The 17,683-nt window shown below is 37.5% G+C and carries 14 protein-coding genes; 9 read left to right on the forward strand and 5 right to left on the reverse strand.

Features of this window, described 5'->3' with window-relative positions:
- The first annotated feature begins 10 nt into the window (after positions 1 to 10).
- Positions 11 to 733: a head GIN domain-containing protein gene (locus tag NF867_RS02835; protein WP_252586031.1), complete on the forward strand. Its 723-nt coding sequence runs from the start codon at positions 11 to 13 to the stop codon at positions 731 to 733.
- 70 nt (positions 734 to 803) lie between these two features.
- Here the strand turns inward: NF867_RS02835 and NF867_RS02840 are convergent, their stop codons facing one another.
- On the reverse strand, positions 804 to 2,456 hold the full coding sequence (locus NF867_RS02840) for a beta-N-acetylhexosaminidase (protein WP_252586032.1): 1,653 nt from the start codon (positions 2,454 to 2,456) through the stop codon (positions 804 to 806).
- A 96-nt stretch (positions 2,457 to 2,552) separates the two neighbouring features.
- Entirely contained in the window at positions 2,553 to 3,974 is a 1,422-nt protein-coding gene (locus NF867_RS02845; RefSeq protein ID WP_252586033.1) for a S41 family peptidase, read from the reverse strand.
- 217 nt (positions 3,975 to 4,191) lie between these two features.
- On the opposite strand from NF867_RS02845, the gene NF867_RS02850 reads away from it, so the two are divergent.
- The 5 genes from NF867_RS02850 (at position 4,192) to NF867_RS02870 (ending at position 8,588) form a co-directional block, all read left to right on the forward strand.
- Positions 4,192 to 5,424 carry an NADP-dependent isocitrate dehydrogenase gene (locus NF867_RS02850; protein WP_252586034.1) on the forward strand — a complete coding sequence of 411 codons (1,233 nt, stop codon included), beginning with the start codon at positions 4,192 to 4,194 and terminating at the stop codon, positions 5,422 to 5,424.
- A 371-nt stretch (positions 5,425 to 5,795) separates the two neighbouring features.
- Entirely contained in the window at positions 5,796 to 6,104 is a 309-nt protein-coding gene (locus tag NF867_RS02855) for an FtsB family cell division protein (RefSeq protein WP_252586035.1), read from the forward strand.
- A 246-nt stretch (positions 6,105 to 6,350) separates the two neighbouring features.
- On the forward strand, positions 6,351 to 7,160 hold the full coding sequence (locus NF867_RS02860; RefSeq protein WP_252586036.1) for a universal stress protein: 810 nt from the start codon (positions 6,351 to 6,353) through the stop codon (positions 7,158 to 7,160).
- 51 nt (positions 7,161 to 7,211) lie between these two features.
- Positions 7,212 to 8,198 (forward strand): 2-hydroxyacid dehydrogenase, encoded by a 987-nt coding sequence (locus tag NF867_RS02865; protein ID WP_252586037.1) that lies wholly within the window; start codon positions 7,212 to 7,214, stop codon positions 8,196 to 8,198.
- Positions 8,199 to 8,231: 33 nt separating this feature from the next.
- Positions 8,232 to 8,588 carry an arsenate reductase family protein gene (locus NF867_RS02870; RefSeq protein WP_252586038.1) on the forward strand — a complete coding sequence of 119 codons (357 nt, stop codon included), beginning with the start codon at positions 8,232 to 8,234 and terminating at the stop codon, positions 8,586 to 8,588.
- Between the two features lie 36 nt (positions 8,589 to 8,624).
- Here the strand turns inward: NF867_RS02870 and carA are convergent, their stop codons facing one another.
- A complete protein-coding gene (carA, locus tag NF867_RS02875) occupies positions 8,625 to 9,722 on the reverse strand; it encodes a glutamine-hydrolyzing carbamoyl-phosphate synthase small subunit (RefSeq protein WP_252586039.1) in 1,098 nt (365 codons plus the stop codon).
- A 61-nt stretch (positions 9,723 to 9,783) separates the two neighbouring features.
- On the opposite strand from carA, the gene panB reads away from it, so the two are divergent.
- From panB to NF867_RS02890, 3 genes are all read left to right on the forward strand, one after another.
- Positions 9,784 to 10,599, forward strand: coding sequence for a 3-methyl-2-oxobutanoate hydroxymethyltransferase (gene panB, locus NF867_RS02880; protein WP_252586040.1), 816 nt, complete (start codon positions 9,784 to 9,786; stop codon positions 10,597 to 10,599).
- A 90-nt stretch (positions 10,600 to 10,689) separates the two neighbouring features.
- Positions 10,690 to 11,400, forward strand: coding sequence for an RluA family pseudouridine synthase (locus tag NF867_RS02885; protein WP_252586041.1), 711 nt, complete (start codon positions 10,690 to 10,692; stop codon positions 11,398 to 11,400).
- 153 nt (positions 11,401 to 11,553) lie between these two features.
- Positions 11,554 to 12,846 (forward strand): NCS2 family permease, encoded by a 1,293-nt coding sequence (locus tag NF867_RS02890; RefSeq protein ID WP_252586042.1) that lies wholly within the window; start codon positions 11,554 to 11,556, stop codon positions 12,844 to 12,846.
- Between the two features lie 66 nt (positions 12,847 to 12,912).
- Here the strand turns inward: NF867_RS02890 and NF867_RS02895 are convergent, their stop codons facing one another.
- Together NF867_RS02895 and NF867_RS02900 are read right to left on the reverse strand one after the other, a co-directional pair.
- The gene (locus NF867_RS02895) at positions 12,913 to 14,913 is read right to left on the reverse strand and encodes a DUF3857 domain-containing protein (RefSeq protein ID WP_252586043.1); all 2,001 of its coding nucleotides are present in this window, start codon (positions 14,911 to 14,913) and stop codon (positions 12,913 to 12,915) included.
- A gap of 384 nt (positions 14,914 to 15,297) precedes the next feature.
- Positions 15,298 to 17,616 (reverse strand): glycoside hydrolase family 3 N-terminal domain-containing protein, encoded by a 2,319-nt coding sequence (locus NF867_RS02900; protein WP_252586044.1) that lies wholly within the window; start codon positions 17,614 to 17,616, stop codon positions 15,298 to 15,300.
- Between the last annotated feature and the right edge of the window lie 67 nt (positions 17,617 to 17,683).

Below are 17,683 nucleotides of genomic sequence, written 5' to 3' on the forward strand. Positions count from 1 at the left end.
AATACTTATCATGAAACTTTTATTAAAAACCTTATTGGCTTCTGTAATTGCCTTGGGCATTTGTAACATCTCTTATTCCCAAACGACTTCCAACAAGGCTCCGGGCATTAGTCCTAGTGTACATGATTTTAACGCAATTTCTGTTGGTGGACCAATCAACGTATTTGTAACCATGGGAAATGAAGAGTCGTTACGAATTGAAGCATCTGAAGAAAACGTAAAGAACATGATCGTTGAAGTTAAAAACAACACACTTGTCCTAAAGCTTAAAAACTCTTCGTATATGTGGAAGCATTCGGAGGGAAAAATCAATGCTTACGTTACGGCAAAACAGCTTAGAGGGTTGACAGTTGGTGGGTCTGGATCGCTGAAAGTTGAAGGTACTGTTAAAGCCGATAACGTAGATTTAACCGTAAGCGGCTCAGGGAATATGAACTTGACTGCCGAAGCATCCTCATTAGAAAGTACCGTTAGTGGTTCAGGCTCTATAAGAATTTCCGGAACGGCAGATAAATCGGATATTACCGTTAGTGGCTCTGGATCATTTAATGGCAATGATTTAAAAAGCAACAAAACTTCAGTTGTGGTAAGTGGCTCTGGTGAAGCGCGTATACATACAGAACAAGCACTCGAGGCCGTAATAAGCGGCTCCGGAAGTGTGAATTACAGCGGATCGCCAACAAATATCGACACAAAGACAAGCGGTTCTGGAAGAGTAAAAAAAGTAGATTAATCAGTGTTTTAATAAAAAGAGAAGGCCCGTTTTATTGACAAAACGGGCCTTCTCTTTTTATTCTTGTTAATTATTTAGCATCAGAAAGTATATGTTTCGCATAATTCACTTTCAATTCATCTAAACGCAAGGCCTGCTTTTTAAAACGATGCAAAAAGTCGGTATAGTTTTTATTGGCTTTTGTAGTCCAAACAACTTCGGCCATAGCCAACGAACGTGGAAAAACCATATACTCCACATGCTCCGGAGTTGCTACATACTCGGTCCAAAGGTTTACCTGCGCACCTTTAATATATTTTGCCTCTTGTTGTGTTAATGTATCAGGAACTGGTTCGTAAGAATACACTTTTTCAACCGGGGTAAACCCGCCAATTGCCAAGGGTTCATTTTCTGACTTAGCTTGATAATGATCAAGATAACAGAAGCCACCCGGAGTCATTATTACATCATGATGTTGCTTAGCCGCTGCAATGCCGCCTTCAATTCCTCTCCATGACATTACCGTTGCATTAGGAGCCAATCCTCCCTCCAAAATTTCATCCCAGCCAATTATCTGACGACCTTTTGAATTGATAAATTTCTCCATCCGTTGGATAAAATAGCTTTGCAATTCATGCTCATCTTTTAACCCTTTCTCTTTTATCAGTGTTTGACAATGGTGGCAGTTTTTCCAACGAAGCTTCGGACATTCATCACCACCAATATGAATGTATTTACTCGGGAACAAGTCCATTACCTCTGTTAGCACATTTTCAAGAAATTTAAAGGTGGTATCGCGCGGACAAAATACATCGTTAAATACACCCCAACGGGTTGCTACTTCATATGGGCCTTGTGTACATCCCAACTCCGGATAAGCCGTTAATGCAGCTAATGCATGTCCGGGCATTTCAATTTCGGGGATTATATTAATAAATCGATCTTGAGCATATTTTACTATTTCTTTAACTTCCTCTTGAGTATAAAACCCTTCATAAGTTTTACAATCGTACTGCCGATCCATGATTGGGGTCCCGGTAGTGGTTTTACCAACTGCAGTTTCTTTTCTCCAGGAGCCCATAGTAGTTAATTTCGGATATTTCTTTATCTCAATTCTCCAACCCTGATCTTCAGTTAAGTGCCAGTGAAAGGTGTTGTACTTAAATAAAGCGAGCAGATCGATGTAACGTTTAATGAAATCAGGCGGAAAAAAGTGACGGCAAACATCCAAATGTGCTCCACGATATTCAAAACGAGGTGCATCCTGAATAACTGCACAAGGAATTGTCCATTTAACCGATGAAACCACTTGTTTATTTTCAATTTGCGGAGGCAATAACTGACGCAGCGTTTGAACGGCTCTAAATGCACCTGCTGCTGTTTTTGATCGTATATCAATAATGTTTTTTGAAATTGCAATCCGGTATTCCTCTTCATTCTTCATCCCAGGATCAAGTGTAAACACAATTACATTTTTGGAAGCGTTCTCTACAAAACTCAATTGAAAGCCAGTAGAAGCATTTACCAGATCCACTAAAAAACTAACTGCTGTTTTAAGCTGCTCATCTTTATTATTCAACACAATTTTTGTTGAGGCATTAATAGCAAACTCACCTTTACGAGCAATTAACGTTTGCGGTTTGGGAATAATCGGGTATCGCTCAGCTGTTGATTGCGCATAGCTCAAAATGGCGCACACTACCATCGGCAGCATCATCAACAATGCCTTGATCTTAATTTTCATATATAATTGTTAGTTAACTGGTACGAATTTTAAAGATAAAAAAGAAGGCCGAAATACTTGTGTATCTCGGCCTTCTTTTTAAATATTATTCAAAAGCTAGCGCATTAAACGCTTAAGCTTTGGATAGTCATCATGTAATGACTTAAATGCCATCGGTTTTCTGTCAATTGAAGAGCTCAATTCCTTCAACCTTAAACTGAACGCTCTGCTTGCTTGCGTTTCGCGGGTACTATATACTACCCCATTAGTTATTTGAACCAATGCTTTATTCAATAAGGCTTCATGGATATCACCCAATGGTTTTAGGTCTGACCCATTATCCAAATCTTCAATATCAGGTACAAATCCTGTATTATAATCTGACTGACCTAACGAGTTAAAGCTTTTGGTAACAATGGGTTGCATTCCCCACTTAATTTTTCCGGTTTCATCTGTTACCGTAATTGACCCAACGTTTTTACCGTAGGTTTTAGCTCCAATTAAAAAAACAGGCATGTAAGGTCTCAATCCGTTTATCAATAACTCACTGGCAGAAGCGGTATGATTACTGGTTAACACATAAAGCTTATTCAAATTAGCACCTATATTATTGGATTTTGAAATGAATTTGCCTAAAAAGAATGCGGCACCCAAACTAGGGTCATCCATTATTTCTTTCGTTACCTGTGTATTGTATTCCTTTTTATAAAATACTTTATTCGGATCGAGATCTTTTACTATTAAGCTGGCTAATAAAGTGGAAGAAGTCACTAATCCTCCCGTATTAAAGCGAAGGTCTAACACCAGGTCGGTAACGCCTTGGGCTTTAAATTTCCCAAAAACTTCGTCCATTTTTTTATCATATTTCCCAGTTTTATCACCTGGGTCGGCAACAAACTGGTTATAAACAAAGTAGCCGATCTTTTTATTATTAATAGTGTAAACTGAGTCCAAAAACACAGGATTCTCTTCAATTTCCAGCGCAATAAGATTTTTGGTTTCCTTATCAGTAAAATTTCCGTTTGAATAAGTAAGGGTGGTGATAGTAAAAGAATCAAGACCAAAAAGTAAAGATTCGTAGTTAGTAGTAGTAAGCTGTTTTCCGTTGATCTTTCCAAAGATATCCCCTCTTTTTAACCCTGCTTTTGCAGCCGGAGAATTAGGTAAAACATACAAAATCTGACCAATTATATTCGAGCCAACACCCGTGGTGTACAACCTGATCTCATAGCCAACCGATTTGGAGACACCGTTCAATGAATTTTCTAAATCTTCAGCACTTTCCTGAATCCACGAAAAACGATCTTCAGTTTTATAAAGCAATGATTCAAAAAATTGATCCGGCGCTAAATTTTTATTTGTACTTGCAGGAATTTTACTAGTCCAGTAGTACAAGTAGCGCATATTATCTTCTATCCATTGATTTACTTCCTTGTTATTACCCGGCTTAGGATCATCTTTTTTACATGAGTAAGTAATTGTAATAGCTGCTAATGCTGTTATTGCCCAAAACTTAAGGGCACTAATCTTTTTGTTCATAGATAAACTTCTTAAATGGTATAAATTCTTTCTTGGGTTTCAAAAATAGAAAATTAAACGAGAGTCCTAGCCGCTTTTAACTTCACTGCAAATAATTGATCCTAGTCATGTAAAGCCTTATATCATGAATTTTCAAATTCTCTAATTTCCAGCCACTCACATCCATCTATTTTTATAAATTTGGGCTCGATTTGAAAAACTTCATAAAATTCGCATTATGTCAATAGAAAAAATTAAAGTTGCCAACCCTGTGGTTGAATTGGACGGCGACGAAATGACCCGCATTATCTGGAAATTCATCAAGGACAAATTAATTCTCCCTTATTTAGACCTTGATATCAAATATTACGATTTAGGTATTGAGCATCGTGATGCTACAAATGACCAGGTTACTGTTGACGCAGCTGAAGCTATTAAAAAATATAATGTAGGTATTAAATGTGCTACCATCACTCCTGATGAGCAACGCGTAGAAGAATTCAAACTGAAACAAATGTGGAAATCACCTAACGGCACCATCCGTAACATTTTGGACGGTACTGTTTTCCGTGAGCCTATCGTTTGTGACAATGTTCCTCGTTTGGTTCCTAACTGGACTGCCCCTATCTGCGTTGGTCGTCACGCATTTGGTGATCAATACCGCGCTACCGATTTCGTAACTAAAGGAAAAGGTAAATTAACTATCAAATTTGAAGGTGAAAACGGTGAAGTAATTGAGCACGAAGTGTACAACTACAAAGGTGATGGCGTTGCATTAGCAATGTACAATACTGATGAGTCGATCCGTGGTTTTGCTCGTTCATGCTTTAACCAGGCGATCATGAAAAAATGGCCTTTATACCTTTCTACCAAAAACACCATTTTGAAGAAATATGATGGTCGTTTCAAAGATATTTTCGAAGAAATTTACCAAGGCGAGTTCAAAGCTGAAATGGACAAATTAGGTATCACTTACGAGCACCGTTTAATCGATGACATGGTTGCTTCGGCTTTAAAATGGAACGGAAACTTTGTTTGGGCTTGTAAAAACTATGATGGCGACGTACAGTCAGATACAGTTGCTCAAGGTTTCGGTTCATTGGGTTTGATGACTTCAACTTTGGTTACTCCAGATGGTAAAACAATGGAAGCTGAAGCTGCTCATGGTACTGTAACTCGTCACTACCGCGAACACCAAAAAGGTAAACGCACTTCAACTAACCCAATTGCTTCTATTTTCGCTTGGACTCGTGGTTTAGAGTTCCGTGGTAAATTAGATGGCAACCAAGCATTAGTTGACTTCTGTCAAAAATTAGAGCAAGTGTGTGTGGAAACTGTAGAGTCGGGTAAAATGACCAAAGACTTAGCGGTTTGTATCTACGGTAATAATGTTACTGCTGATCAATACTTATATACTGAAGATTTCTTAGCTGCAATTGACGAAAACTTAAAAGCTAAGTTAGCGAAGTAATTTTTTGGCTGATAGCTTTTAGCAATTAGCATTTAGATAAGAGCGCCCTTGTTTCAGCAGAAACGAGGGCGTTTTGTTTCATATTATCTTTGTTCTACTTAATAGTTGATTTGCAAATAATTAAGAATATTGATTAAAATGCCCCAAAATAAATAAATACAGTTAAAGTTTTGTAGACACGTCAAATATCGAAAACTGAATATTAGATATATTGTACAATTTGATTTAGAAAACCAAACACTGATAAAGCACAACATGCAATACAAACAATTACCATCATTTATTCCATTTGTTCTTTAACTTCTTATCATTAAATTTGAGAGAATTTAATTGCGTCTAAAGCAATTATTAATACTTTGATATTCAACGTCATGCAAAAGCTATTATCCATCATAAAAAACAAATACTATTTATCACTAATAATATTTTTTGTGTGGATGCTGTTTTTAGATCGTAACGACTTCGTTTCTCAATATGAATACCGCCAGAAATTATCTCAAATCCGCAAAGACCAGGATTATTACAAAGAAGAGATTATTAAGGTGAAAAAAGATGTAAAGGAATTATCTACAGACCCTGCTCAGTTGGAGAAATTCGCCCGTGAAAAATACCTGATGAAAAGAGATGGTGAAGACATTTTCATCATTGTTCCTGAAGACGAAGAAAAGAAGGATAAATAAAGACTTCTCCACTTTCCTATTTCTAAATACCCCTCCTTTTACTACTCACAACAGATTTTAGCTAGCTAATTTAACACTATCAAATTCAATAGTTTATCTGTAAATTGACATTATAAATCTTAACTAAGGTTTATTACATGTAATTGTTGTGACCATAATTGACCAAACTATTAAAGGCGTTGGTGACAATTATCATGTTTTACAGCAATAAGCTTACCTATATTTAATCATAACAAAACATTAAAAATGAAAACTATTCTAGTTCCTACCGACTTTTCTAAATCTGCCAACAACGCTTTAATGTTTGCCAAAAACCTGGCTGTAAATCATAACTATAGAATTAAGCTGCTACATATTGTTCAAACTATGGTTGATCCCAATATGCCTCCGGAGATAATTGACGAAGTACTAACGACTCAAGAAAATGAGGCAAAAGAGCAAAATGAAGCATTACAAAAAGAAATAGCAAGTGCCGGAGTTGAAGTTGAAAGTATTACCCGGAGGGGATTTTTAATTGAAAGTGAAATTTTGGAAGAGCTAACAGCAGGTGATATTAATTTGATTATTATGGGTACTAAAGGGGTCGCTGACCTGGTAGACAAACTTTTAGGAAGTAATACTTCTTCAATTATTGAACGGGCTACTTGTCCGGTTTTGGTAGTCCCATCTCTTGCCAAGCCTGACAAAGCCATAAAAAAAATTGTGTATGCCACTCAGTTCCACGGGGAAGAGTTACCGTTTATCGAACGTATACTAGACTTCTCTGATAGCATTAATGCGGAAACCACTATTCTAAAAATTACTACCAGTGATAAACAAGAAGAATCTTTAATCAACAAATTGAACCTTAGCTCATCCAGCCATAAATGCAAAATTGAAACATTCTCCGCACATTCCGTATCTGAAGGAATTAGTGAATACGCAAAGAAAAATAATACCGACTTATTGGTTATGGTAACACATAGGCGTACGCTGTTGGAGAAGTTTTTCAACCCAAGTATCACTAAGAAGTTAGCCGAACATGTGAATGTGCCTTTGCTGGCCTATCACGGATAATTATTCAATCCCCATACTCGGGGATTTTTTATTAACATAAAAAACTAACCAATGAAAATCGCTTTCTTCTCAAGTAGACAATACGACATCGAAATATTTAATGAGCTAAACACACAATACGATCACAAGCTTGAATTCTTTGTTCCGGAATTAAATGAAAAATATGCAGTACTTGCCAAAGGACATGATGCTGTTTGCATTTTTGTTAATGATGATTTAAATGAAACGGTGATTGCTGAACTAGCAGGATATGGTATAAAAGCTATTTTACTACGTTGTACAGGATTTAACAACGTTGATTTTGCAGCAGCTAAAGCCCATGGTATAATGGTTTATCGTGTCGGTTATTATTCTCCCTATTCGGTGGCTGAATACGCCATGACCTTAATTTTAGCGCTCAACAGAAAAGTTTACAAATCATACAACCGGATTAAACGCGGCAATTTTGAACTGGAAGGGCTAATGGGCTTCGACCTTCATCAAAAAACTGTTGGGGTAGTGGGAACAGGAAAGATTGGCAAAGTATTCATTGATATTTTAAAAGGCTTTGGGTGCAAAGTACTTGCCTATGATTTGTTCCAAAATGAGGATTGTTTAAAAGCCGGAGTAACCTATACAGAGCTTAATCAATTGTTTGCTGAATCGGATATTATCAGCTTGCATTGCCCCTTATCTGAACAAAACCGACATATGATCAATGAAGCCTCAATTGAACTCATGAAGCCAGGAGTAATGATCATAAATACCAGCAGAGGCGGACTTATCAATACCCTGGCTACCATCGAAGCACTTAAAACAGGTAAAATAGGTTCACTTGGAATTGATGTGTATGAAGAAGAAGCGGAGTTATTCTTTAAAAATCTTTCAGACAAAATTATTCAGGACGATATTTTTGCACGCCTGCTTACTTTTCCAAACGTGCTCATTTCAGGCCACCAAGCGTTCTTTACTAAAAATGCGCTGGATGATATTGCAAACGCTACACTACAAAATGCGAAAGATGCTGAAACACAAATTACAAATGAAAACAGTTTGTAATTTGTAATTTCGCGGCTTATTCATTGAAAAGCCATGAGCAAAATATTCCATTTATCCACCTGCAGTACCTGTAGTAAAATCATAAAACAAGCTGAAGAAGCAGGAATTAAATTTGAAAAGCAAGACATTAAAACGGACCAAATTTCGGCAGCGGAACTTGAAGCGATGATGAAACTGGCAGGCTCTTATGAAGCTTTATTCAGTCGCCGCTCGCAAAAATTCAGACCAATGGGATTGCATGAAAAGAATCTGACTGAAAATGATTATAAAGAATTAATACTTCAGGAATACACATTCTTAAAACGACCGGTGGTAATTTCAGGTGAAAAGATTTTTGTAGGCAATAGTCGAAAGGTTGTAGAAGAGATGATTGAAAAATTAAAACAATAGACCATAGTCCATGGACCATGGTCTATTGACTATGGTCTATTTCAACATCGCCACAAAGTCATCAAACAAATAACGTGAGTCATGTGGGCCGGGTGATGACTCAGGGTGATATTGAACCGAAAAGGCTTTTTTACCTTTAACCCTGATACCTTCAATAGTACCATCATTTAAGTTAATGTGTGTAATTTCAACTTTATCAGAAGCTTTTACTTCTTCTGGTTTTACAGCAAAACCATGGTTTTGTGAAGTCACCTCGCAATGATTTTTGATCACATTTTTTACCGGGTGATTTAAACCACGGTGACCATTTTTCATTTTATAGGTGGAAATTCCGTTTGCTTGAGCCAGCATTTGGTGGCCTAAACAAATTCCAAACATAGGTTTCTCTGCAGCTAAAATTTGCTTAACGGTTTCAACGCCGTAAGGCATTGCTCCCGGATCTCCAGGACCGTTAGAGATGAAATAACCGTGAGGTTTCCATTGTTCCATTTCTGCAAAAGTTGTTTTTGCTGGAAACACCTTACAATACACACCACGGTCATCGAAATTACGAAGGATGTTTTTCTTTACGCCCAAATCAAGAACGGCTACTCGGTAAGCAGCTTCAGGATTACCATAAAGATAAGGCTCTTTCGTACTTACCTCCGATGAAAGCTCTAAGCCCTCCATTGAAGGAACGTCTTTCAACTTTTTCTTTAACTCTTCGATATCCAGAATTTCAGAAGAAATAATTCCATTCATAGCCCCTTTATCACGGATATGACGAACCAGTTGACGCGTGTCTACATTGCAGATAGCTACTACGTTTTCATTCAGATAATACTCCTGAATTGATTCGTCAGCCATTTTACGAGAATAGTTCGACGTAAAATTTTTGCAAACCAAACCCGCAATTTTAACTGAATCTGATTCTACCTCATTCTCGCTAATACCATAGTTCCCAATATGTGCATTGGTTGTTACCATGATCTGACGATAATAAGAAGGGTCTGTGAAAATTTCTTGGTAACCGGTCATTCCGGTGTTAAAACAAATCTCTCCGGTGGTAGTACCTATCTTACCAGCCGCTTTTCCGTGGAATACTGTACCGTCTTCGAGTAACAGAACAGCAGGGATTTTCTCGAACGTGCTCATTAAGTTGCAAAGGTAGAAAAAATCAGGTACTTTCGCCTGCATTTATTCAAAAATCCACAAAATGTCAGTCAATACCGAAATTCGTCGCATTACTACCAATACAGTACAGGAAATGAAGCTTAATGGCGAAAAAATATCTATGCTAACGGCTTATGACTTTTCAACTGCAGTTATCCTTGATAGCGCAGGTATAGATGTAATTTTGGTAGGCGATTCGGCTTCTAATGTAATGGCCGGGCATGAAACTACACTCCCTATTACCTTGGATCAAATGATCTATCATGCATCTTCGGTAGTTAGAGGCACTAAAAGGGCGTTAATTGTTGTCGACCTTCCATTTGGCTCGTATCAGGGTAATTCAAAAGAGGCTCTTGCCTCTGCAATCAGAATTATGAAAGAGTCGGGTGCTCATGCAGTTAAACTTGAAGGCGGCATTGAGATCAAAGAATCGATAGAACGTATTATCTCAGCAGGCATTCCTGTAATGGGCCATTTGGGATTAACACCTCAATCGATCTATAAATTTGGAACCTATACCGTTAGGGCCAAAGAAGAAGCGGAGGCCAATAAATTACTTAGCGACATACAGATTCTTGAGCACGCAGGCTGTTTTGGAGTGGTTTTGGAGAAAATCCCCGCCAAACTTGCCAAAGAAGCGACTGCTCTAGTAAAAATCCCAACAATTGGTATTGGTGCGGGCCCTGAAGTTGACGGCCAAGTGTTAGTGGTAAATGATATGCTTGGCATAACAAAAGGATTCAAACCTCGTTTTTTAAGACAATACCTAAACTTATTCGATGAAATTGGCGGAGCAGTAAAACGATATATTGCTGATGTAAAAAGCCAGGATTTCCCGAACAAGAAAGAACAATATTAAAATAGAATACGTTTAGAAGTACGGAGTTAGAATTGTAAATGTCAATTATTCAGTATTGTACATTGCACTTCTAACTTTTAACTTTAAGTGATGGGCAAAGGATTAGCAAATACCTATTCTTATAAAGATATCGAAGTGCTTTATGAAGACAATCATTTATTGGCTATTAACAAGCCGGCAGGCATTGCTGTGCAGTCTGATGAATCTGGCGATAAGCCATTAATTGATTTTGTTAAAGATTACATAAAATACACTTATAACAAACCTGGAGCAGCTTTTGCGGGACTTATTCACCGCTTGGACAGGCCCGTAAGTGGTGTGATCTTATTTGCCAAAACAAGTAAATCGCTCGAACGATTCAATAAACTATTTAAAGGCCGGGACATTCAAAAAACGTATTGGGCGGTAGTAAAAAACCAACCTCCTAAAACGGAAGACACCCTTATTAACTACTTAAGGAAAAACCCTCAAACAAATACTTCAAAAGCTTACGATAACGAAATAGAAGGAAGTTTACGATGTGAGCTGAGTTACAAGATTATAGCCAGGTCTGATTCTTATTTTCTACTGGAAGTAAACCCAATAACGGGTCGTCATCATCAAATACGGGTTCAGTTATCTAACATTGGATGCCCGATAAGAGGTGATCGAAAATATGGATTTCAGCGCTCTAACCCTGACTGGAGCATTAATCTCCATGCCCGGAAAATAACATTTGAACATCCAATAAAAAAAGAGCTCATGGAAATTGTGGCTCCTCTGCCCAAAGACCCTGTTTGGCATAACTTTGGAATCAAATAAAATTAGAACTCGAAGTTAGATTTTAGGATGTAAACATTCTGACTGGCTTAAATCTAAAATCATAAATCCAAAATCCTTCTTCATACTTTGTACTTTTAACTTCTAATTTTATTCGTCTATTTTCATTAAATTCAACATACCAGACTTCTATGTATGTTTGAAAAACTCTTCGATCTTTCGGCACATCAAACAACTGTAAAAACAGAAATAATTGCCGGCATTACCACCTTTATGACAATGGCCTATATTCTTGCCGTAAACCCTTCTATTTTAAGTTCAACTGGAATGGATAAGCATGCATTATTTACCGCCACTGCTCTATCCACAATTGTTGCAACAGTTACCATGGCTTTTTTGGCAAACTTACCAATTGCAGCCGCACCAGGCATGGGGTTAAATGCTTTTTTCGCCTTTACTGTGGTACAAATAATGGGATATCATTGGCAGATGGCCATTACCGCTGTTTTTATAGAAGGCTTAATTTTTCTGGTTTTAACATTTTTTAATGTTCGTGAACTTATCATAAACAGTATTCCAAAAACACTAAAAGACGCAATTCCGGTTGGCATCGGTTTATTCATCACCTTTATTGGTTTGCATAATATGGGCTTGGTAAAAGGAAATACCGAAACCCTGGTGGCATTAGGCGATATGCATAACAGAAATGTTTGGGTTGGATTAATCGGACTTTTACTTACAGGCGTGTTGGTTGCCCTAAATATAAAGTCGGCTATATTAATAGGAATAGTGACTGCTGCAATAATTGGAATTCCTTTGGGCATAACTAATTTACCACACGGAAACTGGGTGAGCCTCCCTCCTTCACTATCGCCCATATTTGCCAAATTTGTTTGGAAAGATCTTTTCACTACCGACATGCTCGTTGTGGTACTCACATTTTTGTTTGTTAACCTTTTCGACACAGTTGGAACACTATTAGGTGTGGCAGCTAAAGCAGGATTAATAGATGCGAACGGAAACTTTCCAAAAGTTAAACAGGCATTATTTGCCGATGCATTTGGAACAACCGTGGGTGCAGTATTAGGCACAAGTACTGTTACAGCCTATGTTGAAAGTGCATCGGGAGTAGCTGCCGGGGGGCGCACAGGACTTACAGCACTGAGCACCAGTGGAATGTTTGTAATTGCTTTATTTTTTGCCCCGGTATTTCTTATGGTTCCTTCTTCAGCTACAGCGCCAGCTCTGATTATTGTTGGTTTATTCATGGTTTCGTCAATTACATCAATAAGTTTCTCCGATTTTACAGAAGCAATTCCCGCCTTTATGACCATGGTAATGATGCCCTTTACCTATAGCATTGCCGAAGGAATCGTTTTTGGTATGCTCTCATTTGTATTTATTAAGCTCTTTACCGGCAAAGCTTCACAAATAAGCATAACCGTTTGTATTATTGCCATTTTGTTCTTGCTTAAACTATTTTTATAAAAAAAAACACGCAAAACTTGAAATCGGAATGTATCCCATTTCAAGTTTTGCATTCTACAAAAGTCCTTACTTACTTTTCTGAGTCAACGGTTCTTTAAGCCTCAAAACAATTGGCTCATTTTGTTTTTTGATCATTAAATCAAATAATTCTTTAATTGCAGCATAGTATTCAAACGGATAAATCTCTTTATCAAGTTTTAGCATCCCCTGCATTACTATTCCATCGCTTATCTTCTCGAATTTTCCTATATAAGACCCTATTCTTCCCGGCAACACAAAATTCACATCATTGGGCAACGTTTCAATCTCATAATTATCTGGCAACTTGACATTGATAATAAATGACCATGATTTTTTTAAACCGAAATCAACAGGAAATGAACGTATATTTTGCTTAAATGGATTACTAGTTGTCCGTTCAAAGAAATAAGGGTTTAAATAGATTGTTTTTGATGGTTTTTCATCTTCGGCCTCTATTTCAAAATCATAATTGATGTTTAACGATTCGTTAGTATTATCGAGATTGTCAATCTCTACATTACTAATCGTTCCGTTTGAAAACTGACTTTGCAAACTCTTCTGATAGTCCTCTTTTGATGAATAGCCTGCTATTTTCTTTCTTGCATTTAGTGCATAATCATATTTCAGTGAAACAGCTTGATGGCTTTTAATCTTACCTGTCTTATCCAGCTCAATATTACTTCTCACCTGAAACGTATCATAATACGAAGGAGTTAGCATTAGCCAATCAGATTTTTCATAATCAATAATACGACCCCGATCATTAAAACAACGAAAAGGAAGCTCACCAAAAGCCGCTCGTTTCTCACTGATATCTAACAAGTAAACATTGTTACCGATGGTTACTCTAGCTATTGTATAATTAAAATCAGTTAAAACAGGATATAATGAATTAGGAATACCATTATTACGAGTTGATAGAATAACCGGTTCGGCCGAATACCCCATAGATCTTAGCATTCCAACTAAAAATAAATTAAGCTCAGATACCGATCCTGTTTTTCGACTCCAGATATCTTCCGGGTCACTATCAGTAAGCACCCCGTTTTTCTCATTCCAGGTAAAATAACGCTGAAAGTAAGCATATAGCTGTTTGACATTATCAAGTGAATCTGCAGCCGTAATATTTAGCTGCTGATAAGTTTTCTTGTAGAATTTCTGGTTCTTTTGAAAGTATGAGGCAAATCGAGGTTCTCGAAACAATTGCTGCTCGACGTTTTTCCATGTTTTCGTAATTTTCTCCTTAGCACCCGTATTGATGTTAATAAACTCTTCCAATTCAAACTCCACACGAGCCTGATAGTTTCTTATGGTGGTCATATACTCTTCCTCCTTAATAGCAGGCACATGATCCATGGAAAGCTTAATAAACGTACAATCAGATTTTGCTGGACCAGGAGGGTCAAAGCAATCTTTTAACAATGTGGTTGACTGGCTTTTTAATTTTTGTAAACCTCGCAGCGTTACATTATAGGTAAAATAGCCTGGTATACGGGCCCAATATTCACTATGAACTACCGGTATTTCCTTTTGAAAGGCCCATTCCTTAAAATTATAAAAATAGAAAGGAGTTCGTATTGTATACTTATACTCCAAAACCGATCCGGGCTTTACCATTGGAAAAGTAAATTTTACCAATTCATACTTTTCACTAAGTCGTTCAGTAAATTGTTCCTTTGATGCCAGCTTAGTTTTAACGATCTGTCCATGTTCAAAGTTATAGGTATAGGCCTCCAAATAAAATATATCTTCCTGAGCTCCCTTATTGCGATACAAAGGAATCGTTATTGTAGCTGCGGATTGACCTTTCTGATTAAAAATCTTGATCTTACCATAATACCTAAACATCAATACATCAGGGTGCTCGTCATCAATGTGTGACTCACCAAATTCATTCAGAATAATTGCATTTGCACTTGTATCTTGTCGATAAGACTTTAATTCGAGATCGTCTACCGCAATCTCTCCAAATTTGTACGGAATAGTTTGACAAAAAGATGTAATTGCACTACCACTAAGCAATAGTGTGAATAAAAGTTTTTTCATAAAGGATTGTTTCATTAAAATAAGGAGAGGTAAACGCGTTAACAAACCTAACAATTAAGCCAGATTAAAAAAACATATTTAAACGACAAGCGCCAGACCTAAGTCCGGCGCTGCCTATAAATACAACATAGTTATTATTCTGCATTAATTCCGTTATGCATCAACTTAAAGCTTATTGAATACGTTTTGAAACATTACAAATAAGAAAAAAGGAAGGAATAAAACTAGATTAAAAATACATTCTATAATTAATCTGGCTCCTTATTGCCATACAGATAGATCAAAGCCCAAAAATGCCATAGCATACACACTAGGTATTTTAACGGTAAAACATGGGGTTATGGGTTAGAGCAACTTTCCCAAAAACCCCACGTACCAATTCAACTAATTATTGCTTGTAGTTCCTTCTAATACACTGATAGTAGTTTTTTGATCACCTATCTGAATCATAAACTCACCAGGCTCGGTTACTCGTTTCAGTTCATTATTAATAAATGAAAGCTTATCTCTACCCAGTTCAAATGATACAGTTTTAGTTTCTCCAGGCTGCAAGGCTATTTTCTCAAATCCTCTTAAACGTTTTGCCTCTGGAGTAATTGAAGCCACTAAATCTTTGGCAAACAACAATACTGTTTCTTTACCTGCTACTTTACCGGTATTTGACACTTCTACAGAAACGGTAATTTTACCATTTTCTCCAATTTGGTTATTGCTCACTTTTAAATTTGCATACTTGAAAGTGGTATAACTTAATCCGAAGCCAAATTCCCATTGTGGGTTATAGCCTGCCCATTCGTCAAATGGCAACGTTTCAGTAGTTTTATGATAGTAGTTATGTAAGCTGTTTACACTGCGAGGATAAGTGTATGGCAATTTACCGCTTGGATTAATTTTACCTGCCAATACATCAGCAATTACGTTTCCACCTTCATTTCCTAATAAAAATGCATGCACTACTGCTGCACTTAAAGGTTCGATTTCAGAAAGCACACGCGGACGGCCTTCTGTTAATACAAACACAATAGGTTTACCTGTTGCAGCTAGTGCTTTTGCCAATTCAACCTGTGATTTAGAGATACTGATATCACCTATATTACCCGGAGTTTCAGTATAACTGTTTTCACCAATACATAAAACAATCACATCAGCATTTGCTGCTTTGGCAACTGTTTCCTGGATGTTGGTAGCACTTGTAAAGCTAGCACCTTCACTATAATCAACATTCGCAGCACCAAAGGTCTTTTGCATCGACTCTAAAATAGTATTCTTGTCAGCTTCGGTTTCGTCACTGTTTAGGCCCTGCCAATTACGACTCCAACCGCCATTTAACGCACGCATCGATTTAGCAGCCGGACCGGTTACTAAAATTTTGCTAGAAGACGATAAAGGAAGGATATTATTATTGTTTTTCAACAAGGCAACACATTCAGCCGCTACATCGTAATTAACTTTTGAATGTTCGGCGCTATTAAATGCCAGGTAATCCTTGGCATTTCCGGCAGGATTGTTAAACAAATCAACCTCGAACTTCACTCGTAAAACACGACGAACAGCATCATCAATACGGCTCATTGATACTTTACCTTCTTTTGCCAACTCAATTAACGCATCGCAAAAAGTATAGTCAGTTGGAACCATACTCATATCAATACCCGCATTAATGGCAATCATTACGGCTTCCTTATTGTCTTTGGCAACATGGTGACGTTGGTATAAATACTCGATATCTTGCCAATCACTCACTGCAAAACCTTTGAAGTTCAGCTCTCCTTTTAAGATGTCAGTTAAAATATGCTTGTTGGCATGAACCGGAACACCGTTAATTTCACCACTATTTACCATAACGGTTTTTGCTCCTGCATTAACAGCTTCGGCAAACTGAGGAAGAAAATATTCACGTAATTCACGCTCTGGGATCCAGGCTGGGGTACGATCATGACCACTTAATGGCATACTGTAACCCATATAGTGTTTCAAACAAGCAGCCACATGGAATTTATCGGTTACAAGGTTCTCCCCCTGAAACCCTTTTACCATTGCTTTACCTAACTCACCTACCAAATAAGGGTCTTCGCCAAATGTTTCCCAAATACGCGGCCAAATCGGATTACGACCTAAGTCCAATACTGGGCTGAAAGTCCATGGAGTAAAGGAAGCTCTTGTTTCATAAGCTGTTATCTCCGCAGCTTTTTTTACCATTTGAGGGTTGAACGAAGCAGCCTGAGCAATTTGTTGAGGGAACAACACTGAGCTGGCAGTATAGTTATTACCGTGAATGGCATCAATACCGTAGAGCACAGGAATTTTGTTTGGTGATTCAAGGGCCATTTTTTGTATGGTTTGAATTACACCCTGCCAGTTAGCTACTGTTTGAGCATCGCCACCAATATTAAGGATCGAACCTACTTTATGGGTACGTATACATTCGCTGAGTTTATCAAGATCCAGTTGATGAGGTTCTACGACTTTACCATTTTCGGTTTTAAGCAAAATCTCAATACTGATTTGTGTCATTTGCCCAACCTTTTCTTCCAACGACATTTTGGCCAATAACTCATCAATTTTCTTTTCAATGTCAGCTGCCGAAAGTGGCGAAGCTACAGTTTGAGATGCAGGGCTTTTTGCTTTCTTTGCCTGAGCATAAGCCCCAGAACAAGCCATAGCAGCCATCATTAATGCTAATGGTATCTGTTTATATTTCATATTGATTTTTGGGAACAGAAGAGTATAAACTAATCGGTTTATAGCAAAATACTATAAACCGATTAGT

It is taken from the genome of Solitalea agri (assembly GCF_023914155.1).
Classification (GTDB): domain Bacteria; phylum Bacteroidota; class Bacteroidia; order Sphingobacteriales; family Sphingobacteriaceae; genus Solitalea; species Solitalea agri.

Excerpts from the sequence above, each read along its gene's own strand:
- NF867_RS02835 (WP_252586031.1), top strand. The coding sequence starts at position 11 with ATGAAACTTTTATTAAAAACCTTATTGGCTTCTGTAATTGCCTTGGGC.
- NF867_RS02840 (WP_252586032.1), bottom strand. The coding sequence starts at position 2,456 with ATGAAAATTAAGATCAAGGCATTGTTGATGATGCTGCCGATGGTAGTG.
- NF867_RS02845 (WP_252586033.1), bottom strand. The coding sequence starts at position 3,974 with ATGAACAAAAAGATTAGTGCCCTTAAGTTTTGGGCAATAACAGCATTA.
- NF867_RS02850 (WP_252586034.1), top strand. The coding sequence starts at position 4,192 with ATGTCAATAGAAAAAATTAAAGTTGCCAACCCTGTGGTTGAATTGGAC.
- NF867_RS02855 (WP_252586035.1), top strand. The coding sequence starts at position 5,796 with ATGCAAAAGCTATTATCCATCATAAAAAACAAATACTATTTATCACTA.
- NF867_RS02860 (WP_252586036.1), top strand. The coding sequence starts at position 6,351 with ATGAAAACTATTCTAGTTCCTACCGACTTTTCTAAATCTGCCAACAAC.
- NF867_RS02865 (WP_252586037.1), top strand. The coding sequence starts at position 7,212 with ATGAAAATCGCTTTCTTCTCAAGTAGACAATACGACATCGAAATATTT.
- NF867_RS02870 (WP_252586038.1), top strand. The coding sequence starts at position 8,232 with ATGAGCAAAATATTCCATTTATCCACCTGCAGTACCTGTAGTAAAATC.
- carA (WP_252586039.1), bottom strand. The coding sequence starts at position 9,722 with ATGAGCACGTTCGAGAAAATCCCTGCTGTTCTGTTACTCGAAGACGGT.
- panB (WP_252586040.1), top strand. The coding sequence starts at position 9,784 with ATGTCAGTCAATACCGAAATTCGTCGCATTACTACCAATACAGTACAG.
- NF867_RS02885 (WP_252586041.1), top strand. The coding sequence starts at position 10,690 with ATGGGCAAAGGATTAGCAAATACCTATTCTTATAAAGATATCGAAGTG.
- NF867_RS02890 (WP_252586042.1), top strand. The coding sequence starts at position 11,554 with ATGTTTGAAAAACTCTTCGATCTTTCGGCACATCAAACAACTGTAAAA.
- NF867_RS02895 (WP_252586043.1), bottom strand. The coding sequence starts at position 14,913 with ATGAAAAAACTTTTATTCACACTATTGCTTAGTGGTAGTGCAATTACA.
- NF867_RS02900 (WP_252586044.1), bottom strand. The coding sequence starts at position 17,616 with ATGAAATATAAACAGATACCATTAGCATTAATGATGGCTGCTATGGCT.